Source organism: Legionella pneumophila subsp. pneumophila str. Philadelphia 1, assembly GCF_000008485.1.
Taxonomy (GTDB): domain Bacteria; phylum Pseudomonadota; class Gammaproteobacteria; order Legionellales; family Legionellaceae; genus Legionella; species Legionella pneumophila.
Window position 1 is genome coordinate 3,179,479 of the sequence record NC_002942.5, and the last position, 12,133, is coordinate 3,191,611.

The following is a 12,133-nucleotide window of genomic DNA, read 5'->3' on the forward strand; positions in this document are numbered from 1 at the left end:
TCAAAAAAAAGGCATTATCACCCAGGCTTTCTTTTTCACGCAAGAATTAATTGATAGAGCGTTCTACATCAAACTCGTCTTCATTGTCACAAAGAATATATTCTGGTTTTTTTTCTATTTCTTTAATTTCTTCTATACCAAACAATAATTTGTCTATTGTTTTAAATAGGGGAAGAAGTAAACTGTTATTTTTCATAATAACTCCTTACAATTTTAAAAAGGGGTTTTTTAAGAATAGTCCATGAAATAAATTTCTCCAGGAAAATTAAAAAATAATTAAGATACGCTGGTTATGGAAACTACTATTCCTCTTGTAAGATTTTGTTCAAAATAACTGAACTCAGAAAAGGCCTGAGATAAACATTTTATGTTAGAATAGGTCTATTTGTGTTATGAGTTTGAAATGAAAGAAGCAGATACCTTACAGCGTTTTATTTTTGAGCATGCGAATATCCGTGGCGAAATCGTTCATATTGAAAAAACATTTCAAAACATTATGAACCAACGTGATTACCCACCCATGGTAAAAAATCTTTTAGGTGAAGCGTTAGTCTCATGTTTACTCCTGGCAAGCAGCATTAAATTTGAAGGAAATTTAAGTCTGCAATTTCAAGGTGACGAAAGATTATCCCTGTTACTCGTTCAATGTGATCATAATTTAAATATAAGAGGCTTTGCAAAATGTGCAGAGGGTCTTGAAATTGCTGATTACGCGACCGCTTTTCTTCAAGGCCGAATGGTCATTACGCTCAGTCAAGACAACCAAACTCAAGCCTATCAAAGCCTGATACCTATTCAATCCACGTCCATGAGCGAAAATCTGATGACTTATTTTGCCCAATCAGAGCAAATTGCTACTCGTGTTTGGTTAGCTGTCAATGAAGACATGGCTGCAGGTATGCTATTACAACTTATGCCAGGTCAAGATACAATTCAAAGAGAACAATTTTGGGAGTATGCCGTTCAGCTGGGACAAACAGTAACTGAAGGTGAATTGCTGACCATAGACAATCAAACACTACTCTATCGTCTTTATCATGAAACGGAATTAAGAATATTCGAAAGCCGATCTACCCGTTTCCAATGCCGTTGTAATCAGGAAAAAATGAAACAGGTCATTACTGTACTGGGAGAAGAAGAGGCAACAGATTTAATCAAAGAAAAAGGAAAAATAGAAATCACTTGCGATTTTTGCAATCAAAAATACACTTTTGATTCAATCGACGTGACTCTACTATTTCGCAAATAAAATGAGCCTCTGCCTACTGCATAGTCAAATCGGGTTCTGCCAGAACGCCACAACTTGACTGACTAAACTGGATATACTCTCCTCGCATGGCTTGTAATACTTGCTGCAAAGTAATAAATTGCTCACTTAATTGCAAATACAAATTGGCTGTCTGATTTTCCTCAAGCTCTCCGACAGTCAAATAAGCCGCTTGCCCCATGTCAGAAAAATAACTCAAACTCACATGGCGTTTTTTAGCGATACCTGGAAATAAGCCACAAAACAACAAGCTTTTGTCCCCCACATCCCTTAATAATTCGACTTGTAACTGGCGAGGTTTGCGCATGGATTCAAGAAAATCAAGTGCAACAACGGATTCGATAAGCTTTGTACCTTGAGAAAAGCGCATCAGCAAAAAAACCAAATAACTTTCCGTGTTTTCATTCAATATCAGTCTGGTAGCTGCTTGCGCTTCATTAACCAGCGCATGCCATTGACTAATATCAGTGGGATGTAATATTAGTTGTTTCATAAATACCCCCCATATTTACCTCTTACTATTAGTCTAGCAAACAAATACCAATTGTTTTCTATGACTAATATAATAATTCGTAATGCATTTTTATGATTAAATCAAGATTTTCTTATCTTGGAGCAGATAAATCCCAAGAAAACCAACACTTAATTTAAGATTGATATGGTATTTGCCGAAAACAATTGAGTGCCAAGCCTTCATGAAATTCGCTTCATTTCAAATGAAGGCTTTTTAATATGATCTTCTTGCAAATGGCACTAGATGCTAGATATTGAGCTTTTTCCATTCTGACCAGGTACCTGAATATCCCATAAGGGATTGGCGAGCAAATTCATAAAAATGAATCAAAAATTGCAGTCTTTGCTCATAATAAGGAGTTAACTCAGGGATTTCACGATTCGTCACCATCAAATTATAAAAAGGTGGAATGGAGGCTTGGCGTGCGATGATTTCTTCAAAGCTAACCTTGTCTGCATTCTTTAACATATCAAACATGGCAAAAACAGTCGTCGTACGGCCTTTCCCGCCACGGCAGTGGACATGATACCATGTGTCTTCCGGATTATTTTTTATCAGTGCGACAAGCGCATCCACTTCAGAATCTAAAGGAGCCCGGTGATCGGATATGAATATGCGATAATAATCAAATCCTTTTTTATATACATAATATTCTTCATTTTTTACAGTGCTCACTACCATCGATTTGCCTTGAGAATATTGTTTGGCTACATATTGGGGCACAGTTAAAACACCGTTAACAATTTTTCTGGATCTTAAGCCGGCTAACCAGTTTTCCTGGTCCAAAGTACTCTGACTATTCGACTTTCCCAAATTTATCCAGTTATAGGCGCTAACTAAAGTAATCGCTCTCCCATTTAGATAACCATGACTCTCCTGGCGAAGATCGAGCACTATGACTTTTTTTGTTTCAGCCCCCATTTTTCTGGAAATAGACTCGGCAATAGCCTCCCAACCCTTTTCGCTTGGTTGCTCGCTTCCTGACAAATGAAATTTATTAATCCCTGTGATATTGCCACCGTAAACATCCGCAATTGATGCAACCTCTCTATATCTAATGACGGGTGAAAATTGGGTTTTACTATCCTGAACAATACATGGATTTTCAATAGTTGAATCACAAACAATGGAGGATGCCAATTTAGAGGCATAACTTTGAGTTGATAATAATATCAGCATTACCACTTTAAATCCTTTAAAGCTCATAATAAATCCTTTTTAAATCCCTAAAGATGAACCGCAGCATTCTATGTAAAAGATTTTTATTATTCAAGACGCGTTACCATTTCAGAAATAAAATCACAATCATTAATATGTTACTGCCAAATAATTCTATACTTTATTCAACTGTCCAAATAAAACCATGTCAGTTGAGGATAAACCATGAAATATCGCAAATTGGGAAAGGTGGGGCCTGATGTCTCAGCATTGGGCTTTGGGTGCATGGGATTATCAGAGTTTTATGGCAAACCCGCTCGCCTTGATGATGCAATCAAAATTATTCGTAATGCGCATGACCAATACCAAGTTAATTTCTTTGATACAGCTGATATTTATGGAAAAGGTAAAAATGAAGAATTAGTTGGTAAAGCGATAAAACCCTTTCGTAACCAGATTATACTTGCAACGAAATGCGGAGTAGTAAGGACAGGCTCTAATGATGAAATGAGTGTCAATAATTCATCTGCTTATATCAGAACAGCCTGTGAGAAAAGCCTAAAACGCTTAAATACTGACCACATTGATCTCTACTATTTGCATCGTTATGACCATCAAACACCAATTGAAGAAGTGATGGAGATAATGCATGACCTTATTGATGAAGGCAAAATTGGTTATATTGGTTTATCTGAAACTGATGCTGATACCATTCGGGCAGCTTATACAGCAGTCAAGGACAAACTGGTTGCTGTTCAAACTGAATATTCACTTCGAGTTCGAGCTCCGGCGACAGCAGTTTTGGGCACCTGCCGTGAATTGGGTATTTGTTTTGTTGCCTACTGCCCCATAGCACGTGGTTTCCTCAGTGGAAAAATTAAGAAGCCCAATCTTTTAAGGACAAATGGCTTTGATTTCAGAACTAATATTCCGCAATTCCAACCTGAAAACTTTGATCAAAATCTTGGCTTAGTCAATGAACTTGAGACCATAGGAGAAAAAACAGGCTACACCCCGGCACAATTATCATTAGCTTGGCTATTGGCTCAAGGAGAAGACATTATCCCCATTCCCGGAACCTCGAATCCACAACACTTAGCAGAAAATATGCGCTCAATTGATATTTTTCTAACTCCTGAACAAATGAAAGATTTGGAAAATGCTTACAAAAATAATCCTGTTGCCGGGAAACGATTATCTAAGGAACTGATGGCAACCTTTCATTTAAAAGAATAAGCTGTATGTGAATAGCATAGGAGAATGACGCTTTCTTAACCGCAAATCAGGAAACTTTCCAACATTCTAAAAACCATGTTTACAAAAGTTAGAAAAGATTTTTTTATATGGACTATTATTTTACTAAAGGAAAACCACAGCTGGTCAACATGAAAACGCCTGTTTATCTTGTTACACAATTTCAACAACTGATGGACTTAATGCAAAACCAATATCAAGTTTCTTGTCTCGAACTTATGCAGCGTTCGGGCAAAGCAGCCTGCGACTTTTTGGTGTATCGTTGGCCGAAAGTTAAAAAAATCAGTATTTTTTGTGGTCGTGGTGATAACGGAGGACAAGGCTATGTTTTAGCTCAGCAGGCAAAAAAAATGGGGATGATCCCAACAGTTTGGCAAGTAGGACACCAGATGAGTATGTCAAAACCACCTCAAATGCATGAAGAAGTATGGTACGAAATGAATTCATGCCATCAGCAAGGTATTCTTCTGCATACTTATTCGCCTGACATTGATTTAGGCGATCCTGAATTGATTGTCGATGCCCTTTTTGGCGTAGGGTTGTATGGTCATGTTCGCCCGGAAATCGCTTCGCTTCTTCAACGCCTCCAACAGTTCACTGTACCCATCCTGGCTATCGAAGTGCCTACAGGCATCAATGCCAGCACAGGTGAAATAGCAGGTAATGCCTTGGCTGCAACCGCCACCATTACCTTCTTGTGTATGAAATTAGGCTTATTAATAAATGATGGAAAAATTTATAGTGGAGAAATAGCATTCGATGATTTACTGGCACCTGAAGCAATTTATCAACAAGTCAAAGGCATAGAAAAGTCAAGCTTGCTTGATAGTTCTACTTGCTTCTCCAAAAAAATTTGGTATCGCAATAAAACTCAAAAAGGCTGGCAGTTGAGCATCAATTAAAGAGTAGATATTCTTTAATGAGCGATTAGTGTATAATGTTAAATCTATGAACAATTGTCAGTTATTATCTTAAATTATTAAATCTCGCTATTCCCCAACTAAAGGTTTTTTATGATTGAAAAAATTCGCAATATTGCCATTATTGCCCACGTTGACCATGGCAAAACTACTCTTGTTGACAAGCTCTTGCAACAAACTGGAACGCTCAATGAGAGAGCTCCAAAAGTTGAACGCGTGATGGACTCCAATGCACTTGAAAAGGAACGTGGAATTACTATCTTAGCCAAAAACACTTGCGTTTATTGGAAAGGTTATCAAATTAATATTGTAGATACCCCAGGGCATGCGGATTTTGGCGGCGAAGTGGAACGTATTCTTTCTATGGTTGACAGCGTTTTATTGCTGGTCGATGCAGTTGACGGCCCCATGCCACAAACCCGCTTTGTCACCCAGAAAGCATTTGCCCGTGGCTTAAACCCTATAGTCGTGATCAATAAAATTGACCGTCCAGGAGCAAGACCTGATTGGGTCATGGATCAGGTGTTCGACTTGTTCGATAACTTAGGCGCCAATGACACCCAACTAGACTTCCCTGTAGTTTATACCTCCGCTTTAAATGGCTATGCCAAACTTAATTTGGAAGACAATGCAACAGATATGTCTGCCCTACTGCAAACAATCGTAGATAAAGTCACACCACCTTGTGTCGATGCCAATGGTCCGTTTCAAATGCAAATCAGCTCTCTCGATTATTCTTCTTATGTTGGCACCATAGGCATTGGCCGGATTACACGCGGGCAAATTAAGGCAAAATCTCCTGTAAAGATTATTGATAAAGACGGTAATATGCGCAGCGGACGACTGCTCCAGTTACTGGGATTCAAAGGGCTGGAACGCGTTGAAGTCGAGGAAGCCAGTGCCGGTGATATTATCGCGATAACCGGAATTGAGAGCCTGAATATATCCGACACGATTTGCGACCCCAACCTGGTGGAGGCATTGCCAGCACTTTTAGTAGATGAACCTACAATCAGCATGACTTTTCAGGTTAATGACTCGCCTCTGGCCGGCCAAGAAGGTAAATACGTCACATCAAGAAAAATTCGTGAACGCTTAAATACTGAATTACTGCATAATGTGGCGCTTCGCGTAGAGGACTGCGATGATCCTGATAAATTCAGAGTTTCTGGTCGCGGCGAATTACACTTGTCGATTCTTATCGAAACGATGCGCCGTGAAGGCTATGAATTGGCAATAAGCAAACCGGAAGTGATTATTCGCGAGGTAGAAGGTGAACAACAGGAGCCTTATGAACACCTGACAGTTGATGTTGAGGAAAACCATCAAGGTACCATTATGGAAAAATTGGGTGAACGCCGAGGCGAAATGCAAAATATGGTGCCTGATGGCAAAGGCAGAGTACGTTTGGATTACATCATCCCGACTCGCGGATTAATCGGTTTTCACAATGAATTTTTATCCTGCACTTCCGGTACCGGATTAATGTATCATGTCTTTGATCACTACGGTCCGTTGATTAAAGGACGCATAGGGAAGCGTCTCAATGGCGTCATGATAGCTAATTGTCCTGGTACTGCCCGGGCTTTTGCCTTGTTCAATTTACAAGAACGTGGAAGATTATTTTTAGAGCCTCAATCAGTCTGCTATGAAGGAATGATTGTAGGTATCCATGCCAGAGATAACGACCTGGTTGTTAATGTCACCAAAGAAAAGCAATTAACAAACATCAGGGCATCAGGTTCGGATGAAAATATTATCCTGACTCCTCCGGTCAAATTATCTCTTGAGCAAGCGCTGGAATTTATCGATGATGATGAGTTAGTTGAGGTTACCCCGTTATCTATTCGTTTACGTAAAAAATTTCTCAAGGAACACGATAGAAAAAAAGCCTCTCGTACCGCCACAAGTGAAGAATAACACATTATGAAACAAAAATTTAAACGAGCCATCTTGTATGCCCGTCAACACAGAGCGAATCAGGAAGTCAATGAAAGCTTGCATCGACTGGTTGACTTTTTAAGCACGCAAGACATAGAAATCTTTCAGGACTCAGATACTGCGGCCAGTTTTGAATTAAAAGCCCCTGTTTTACCTAGAGAAAAAATGGGGGCAAAACACGACTTGATTATTGTCGTGGGTGGTGATGGCAGTTTACTTTCTGCCTCACGTATGGCTATAAAAGTTAATACACCGGTCATAGGGATTAACAGGGGGAGGCTAGGTTTTTTAACGGATATTTTACCCCAAGACATTGAGTCCCATTTAGGCCCTGTGCTTAATGGACAATATAATGAAGAAGAACGCTTCTTATTACATACTAAAATATATGATAAGGAAAACAGTTATTTTGAAGGCGATGCACTCAATGATGTCGTATTAGGCAGAGGAAGTGAAACGCATTTGATAGAATTTGATGTTTACATCAATCAGCAGCTGGTTAGCCATTACCGTTCAGATGGAATGATTTTATCCACTCCAACTGGCTCAACAGCCTATGCCTTGTCTGCAGGAGGACCGATAATGCATCCTCAACTCAATGCCATCGTCCTGGTACCCATGTTTTCACACAGCCTAAGTTCCCGACCACTCGTTATCGATGGGGAAGCAGAAATTGAATTGTATATCAGCAAATCAAATGAAACCGATTTGCGTATCAGTTGTGATGGTCACGAATCCCGTGTCGTTAAACCGGGACAGAAAGTAGCAGTCAAAAAAAACGGTAATCGATTGCGTTTGTTACACCCTCTTGATTATCATTATTATGATACATTACGAAGCAAACTTGGTTGGGAATCAAAGCATCAGGGATAAAACATGCTCACGACATTGCGCATTGAACATTTTGCTATTGTTAAACAACTGGAACTCGATTTTACACAAGGCATGACCACCTTTACGGGCGAAACAGGCGCTGGCAAATCCATCATGATTGACGCCTTGCTGTTAGCATTAGGTGAAAAAGCAGATCCTTCTGTAGTCCGCCCCGGCGAAGAAAAATGTGATATCACAGCCGGATTTTGTTTCGATGAATCATCAGAACTCGCTCAATGGTTGGCTGAGCACGATATTTCTTGCCATGATGGTGAAATCTATCTAAGGCGCATTATTTACGCAGAAGGCCGCTCCAAATCTTATATTAATGGCCAACCTTTCCCTTTACAAAAAATAAAGGAGTTAAGTGAAAAACTGGTGCACATCCATGGGCAACACCAGCATCAAACACTCATGCAACATGCAACACATAGACAACAACTTGATCGCTATGCCAATAACCACCTCTTGTTAAATGATGTCAATACACTCTATAAACAACATCAACAAATAGTACAAGAAATAAATGCATTACAAAGTCAGGAGCAACAAGCAGACCGCATTAAATTATTACAATTTCAAATTGATGAATTACAAGCGCTGGATATCCAGGATGGTGAACTGGAAGCCTTACATCAAGAGCATCAAATTTTGCATCATGCCAGAGAGTATCTGCAGTTAAGTCAACAGATCAATGAGCTATTGAATAGTGATGATCAACCGAATATTTGCTCTGGTTTAAACCAGATTTTTCAACTCATCCAGCAACTCCCTCAAGAACAAGCGCAAATAAAAAACACAGCTGAGTTAATTAATTCAGCCTTGATTCAATGTGAAGAAGCAATCACTGAAATGCAGCAATTCGCAGATAAAATTCAGCTGGATCCGGAAAGATTGCAAGAAGTGGAAGCCCGAATCAGCTCTATTCATCAACTAGCCCGGAAGTACCATCTTGATAGCAAATCGCTTCAGGAGCATGAAAAAACATTACAAAATGAATTGGAAAGTTTGCAAAATGTAGAAAGCAAATTGGCACATCTGCATTTGCAATTGGCTCAAATCAATAAGGTATATGAAAGCGCCGCATTAAAATTAAGTGAATCACGCAAAATTCACGCAAAAAAACTGGCTCAAGAAATAACGGCCAGCATTCAGCAGTTAGGGATGCCAAAAGGATGGATTGAAATTGAAATCACTCCTTTAGAAAAAATGCAAGCTCACGGATTGGATAAAGTGGAATACAAGGTATGTACTAACCCTGGGATGGAACCTGATTCATTGAACAAAATTGCCTCTGGCGGAGAATTATCCCGAATCAGTCTTGCAATACAGATGATTACAGCACAAAAAGGTTCAACTCCTACCTTATTATTTGATGAGGTCGATGTGGGTATTGGTGGCTCGACTGCTGCACTAGTTGGAAAAATGCTGAGAAAACTTGGAGAAAGATTGCAGGTTTTTTGTGTTACCCACCAGCCGCAAGTTGCTGCCTCGGCACACCATCACTTTTTAGTCACCAAACATAGTAATAACAATCAAACTTTTACTCATATTTCATTGCTTAAAGCATCCGATAAAATTGCCGAGATCGCTCGCATGATGGGTGGGCTCACTATAACAGAACAAACACTTTCTCATGCGAAAGAGCTGATATCGCTGAGCAATGAGTGAACACGTCGATCATTTTCGGGTGAAATTTTACCAATCTATTGATTTAATTTCCTATTTTTTATACAAAATCTAAATTAATTCAAAAAATTAAAAAAAAATTAATAAAAAAACAGCACAATTAATAAAATAATGCTACAATGGATGCGTAACAATTTAGGAAATTAACATGTCAGAAAAAATTCGTGGTACAGTCAAGTGGTTTAATGAGTCCAAAGGTTTCGGTTTTTTAGAAAGTGGCGGCAAAGATTATTTTGTGCATTTTAGTGCGATCCAAGGCAGTGGTTTTAAAACCCTGGCTGAAGGCGCTACTGTAATGTTTAAAGCTTGCAATGGTCAAAAAGGACCTCAAGCTGAGGAAGTTGAAGTAGTCTAATTTTTTTATATTAGCCCTGTTTTTTTAAGTATAATTTAATCCTTAGAAAAGCAGGGCTTTTTTTATCTACAACATTCTTAAAATTTCTGTTCTGCACTTAAAAAAACTCTGCTCAAGCAATTGCTTTGGCAAATATTGGTTAAAGCCAGCTCAATTATATGATAAAGTTTGTGCCATCATTCAATTCAATAGCGCTCAAATTATTATTGGCAAATACCTGTGCTGATAATAGCTGTTACTAGCATTCTGTTTTTCAATGGAGGCAGCATAGTAGATAAATATCAATCCCCCATCGTTTCTGGTAGACTGCATAAAGACGTTCGGTCATATCTTGTCTATTATAAATTGTTTCTGTACAAACTAGTATGGTTCTCATCAAACTCTTGTCCAACTTCTTCTTGAACCAATTCTGTTGTTATTCTTACCTTATTAGAGTTATCCATGTCAGTTTGATTGGTGATGGTTTTCTCATGACTATCATCTTTTTCTGCCCACAACTTTGCTGGATTTTCTCGTAATATTTCAGAAGGTGACTTAACTTTCATATCATGAAACACAGTAGAATATGAGTTACTTTTGCTATCAATGAGATCTATTTTCGAATGCTCAGATTTTGATTGTTTTTGTTCCTTTTTTTTCAGTCTTGAAACGGAATCATATGTAAACATACTTGATAGGATGTCTCTTAAAAATTTACCAATTCCTTCTCTTATGAATTCTCCTATGGCACTTAAATATGAACCAATTTTTGAGAGTATACTCTCAAAAAAGTAAGATTCTGTTTGTCTTTTTGATGAAGACTTGTTCCCTTGTTTTTCCCTCTCTTGCTGACGTTCTTTGCTTGTTTTTTTAATTTGAGAGGGTTGAAGCAATACATCTTGATTTTTCGGATTGATTTGTTTTAGCTCAACCATTAGGTTTTTCTTTTTATTGTAAGCATCACCTGCTTTGTCAAGGTATCTAAATATATTAAGATTCATCTCTTGTTCAGCTTCTGTTCTTAGATAAAAGAAATGAGCCTCGGGCAGTCCTTTAGCACCAACTTCGGGATGGAATTGCGTGGTTATAATAGGAACACCAAACTCTGATTCTGCTGCTTCATTGGACTCATTATCACTTGCAGTACCTGTATGTTGAAAGCCTGCTGCTAATTTGGAAACAACTTGCTCATGCGCGCCAAAAAACTCCGTTTCATAATGCGGGGAAGTAAGAGGATGAGAATCTTCTAATCCATTTAAACTCGTTTTTATATTTTGTAGTTCTGTTTTTAATTGATTAGTCTCGCCTATTTCTCCTACTAATTCTCTTAAATCAAACAACTCCTCTTCTATATTTAATCCAGTCAACTTTAATAAAAGTTGCACTTCAGATTTATCTAACTCTTCTAATTTTCCTAATGCATCTAATTTCCCTGCTTCCTGTACTAGGTTTAATTTTTCCAATGCATTTAGTTTTTCTGACAATCTATTATATTGGTTCATTCTTTCATTAAACGCTTTTCTGGCTGTATCCATTTCTTTCTGGACTTGTTTTCCACCAATAATTTGAGCTATTAATGAACCCTTATGCACTTTGATTGCATCATAATTCATGACTTTTTGTGTATTTAATTTGTCAGAATTTAAATCGCATATTTCTCCACCGCCATATACTGCAATGACTTGATGCCCACCACAAACACCTAGAATAGGCATACCTTTTTCTGTCGCTACATGCACTAATGCCAATTCAGCAATTGTTCTGGAAAAATCATAATTTTGATCGGGGTCTCTTGTTTGATTAAAAAGCTCAGGATCAATCATTGAATTATTACCAGATAATGCTAACACATCAACATTTTTAAGTAATTCCATTGCTTTTGCTTTGGCGTGTGCAAATAATCTTTGTCGGCCTTCTTTAGTGGAATACAACTTATCAAATTCTTCTTTGGGTATGTCTTCCATCATTTTCCTGTAGTCGCCGTCAATAACTTCGGAACCGACATGTGTAAATGATTCTTTCAACGAAAGAACACTGCTTCCACCAACTTCAGGACTATAGGTAACAATTACTCTTGCCATGATCATAAGCATATTTGAATGAGCAAATGATATTATAAATGATCATTATTAAGGGATCCTTATTTATTGGTTTGGTTTTGAGCAATTCGCAATTTCAGGTAA

General features: G+C 38.2%; 11 protein-coding genes. 7 read left to right on the top strand and 4 right to left on the bottom strand.

Features of this window, described 5'->3' with window-relative positions:
* Nucleotides 1-46: 46 nt before the first annotated feature.
* Nucleotides 47-196 carry a hypothetical protein gene (locus LPG_RS15280; RefSeq protein WP_011216658.1) on the bottom strand — a complete coding sequence of 50 codons (150 nt, stop codon included), beginning with the start codon at nucleotides 194-196 and terminating at the stop codon, nucleotides 47-49.
* A gap of 207 nt (nucleotides 197-403) precedes the next feature.
* Between LPG_RS15280 and hslO the strand changes: the two genes are divergently transcribed.
* Nucleotides 404-1,249, top strand: a complete 846-nt coding sequence (gene hslO, locus LPG_RS14210; protein ID WP_015443930.1) for an Hsp33 family molecular chaperone HslO — start codon at nucleotides 404-406, stop codon at nucleotides 1,247-1,249.
* A gap of 13 nt (nucleotides 1,250-1,262) precedes the next feature.
* Here hslO and LPG_RS14215 read toward each other — a convergent pair whose 3' ends face one another.
* Together LPG_RS14215 and LPG_RS14220 are read right to left on the bottom strand one after the other, a co-directional pair.
* Nucleotides 1,263-1,760, bottom strand: coding sequence for a hypothetical protein (locus LPG_RS14215; RefSeq protein WP_010948505.1), 498 nt, complete (start codon nucleotides 1,758-1,760; stop codon nucleotides 1,263-1,265).
* Nucleotides 1,761-2,027: 267 nt separating this feature from the next.
* Complete coding sequence (locus tag LPG_RS14220) at nucleotides 2,028-2,987, bottom strand: tyrosine phosphatase (RefSeq protein ID WP_010948506.1); 960 nt, start codon at nucleotides 2,985-2,987, stop codon at nucleotides 2,028-2,030.
* A gap of 177 nt (nucleotides 2,988-3,164) precedes the next feature.
* Here LPG_RS14220 and LPG_RS14225 point away from each other — a divergent pair, with 177 nt between their 5' ends.
* The 6 genes from LPG_RS14225 to LPG_RS14250 all read left to right on the top strand — a co-directional run bounded on the left by LPG_RS14225 (nucleotide 3,165) and on the right by LPG_RS14250 (nucleotide 9,971).
* Nucleotides 3,165-4,175, top strand: a complete 1,011-nt coding sequence (locus LPG_RS14225; RefSeq protein WP_010948507.1) for an aldo/keto reductase — start codon at nucleotides 3,165-3,167, stop codon at nucleotides 4,173-4,175.
* A gap of 107 nt (nucleotides 4,176-4,282) precedes the next feature.
* On the top strand, nucleotides 4,283-5,095 hold the full coding sequence (locus LPG_RS14230) for an NAD(P)H-hydrate epimerase (RefSeq protein WP_010948508.1): 813 nt from the start codon (nucleotides 4,283-4,285) through the stop codon (nucleotides 5,093-5,095).
* Between the two features lie 111 nt (nucleotides 5,096-5,206).
* Nucleotides 5,207-7,033: a translational GTPase TypA gene (gene typA, locus LPG_RS14235; protein WP_010948509.1), complete on the top strand. Its 1,827-nt coding sequence runs from the start codon at nucleotides 5,207-5,209 to the stop codon at nucleotides 7,031-7,033.
* A 6-nt stretch (nucleotides 7,034-7,039) separates the two neighbouring features.
* The gene (locus tag LPG_RS14240) at nucleotides 7,040-7,927 is read left to right on the top strand and encodes an NAD(+) kinase (RefSeq protein ID WP_010948510.1); all 888 of its coding nucleotides are present in this window, start codon (nucleotides 7,040-7,042) and stop codon (nucleotides 7,925-7,927) included.
* A 3-nt stretch (nucleotides 7,928-7,930) separates the two neighbouring features.
* Nucleotides 7,931-9,598, top strand: coding sequence for a DNA repair protein RecN (gene recN / locus LPG_RS14245; RefSeq protein ID WP_010948511.1), 1,668 nt, complete (start codon nucleotides 7,931-7,933; stop codon nucleotides 9,596-9,598).
* Between the two features lie 166 nt (nucleotides 9,599-9,764).
* A complete protein-coding gene (locus LPG_RS14250) occupies nucleotides 9,765-9,971 on the top strand; it encodes a cold-shock protein (protein WP_010948512.1) in 207 nt (68 codons plus the stop codon).
* Nucleotides 9,972-10,309: 338 nt separating this feature from the next.
* Here the strand turns inward: LPG_RS14250 and ceg34 are convergent, their stop codons facing one another.
* The gene (ceg34, locus tag LPG_RS14255; RefSeq protein ID WP_010948513.1) at nucleotides 10,310-12,043 is read right to left on the bottom strand and encodes a Dot/Icm T4SS effector Ceg34; all 1,734 of its coding nucleotides are present in this window, start codon (nucleotides 12,041-12,043) and stop codon (nucleotides 10,310-10,312) included.
* Between the last annotated feature and the right edge of the window lie 90 nt (nucleotides 12,044-12,133).

Excerpts from the sequence above, each read along its gene's own strand:
- LPG_RS15280 (WP_011216658.1), bottom strand. The coding sequence starts at position 196 with ATGAAAAATAACAGTTTACTTCTTCCCCTATTTAAAACAATAGACAAA.
- hslO (WP_015443930.1), top strand. The coding sequence starts at position 404 with ATGAAAGAAGCAGATACCTTACAGCGTTTTATTTTTGAGCATGCGAAT.
- LPG_RS14215 (WP_010948505.1), bottom strand. The coding sequence starts at position 1,760 with ATGAAACAACTAATATTACATCCCACTGATATTAGTCAATGGCATGCG.
- LPG_RS14220 (WP_010948506.1), bottom strand. The coding sequence starts at position 2,987 with ATGAGCTTTAAAGGATTTAAAGTGGTAATGCTGATATTATTATCAACT.
- LPG_RS14225 (WP_010948507.1), top strand. The coding sequence starts at position 3,165 with ATGAAATATCGCAAATTGGGAAAGGTGGGGCCTGATGTCTCAGCATTG.
- LPG_RS14230 (WP_010948508.1), top strand. The coding sequence starts at position 4,283 with ATGGACTATTATTTTACTAAAGGAAAACCACAGCTGGTCAACATGAAA.
- typA (WP_010948509.1), top strand. The coding sequence starts at position 5,207 with ATGATTGAAAAAATTCGCAATATTGCCATTATTGCCCACGTTGACCAT.
- LPG_RS14240 (WP_010948510.1), top strand. The coding sequence starts at position 7,040 with ATGAAACAAAAATTTAAACGAGCCATCTTGTATGCCCGTCAACACAGA.
- recN (WP_010948511.1), top strand. The coding sequence starts at position 7,931 with ATGCTCACGACATTGCGCATTGAACATTTTGCTATTGTTAAACAACTG.
- LPG_RS14250 (WP_010948512.1), top strand. The coding sequence starts at position 9,765 with ATGTCAGAAAAAATTCGTGGTACAGTCAAGTGGTTTAATGAGTCCAAA.
- ceg34 (WP_010948513.1), bottom strand. The coding sequence starts at position 12,043 with ATGCTTATGATCATGGCAAGAGTAATTGTTACCTATAGTCCTGAAGTT.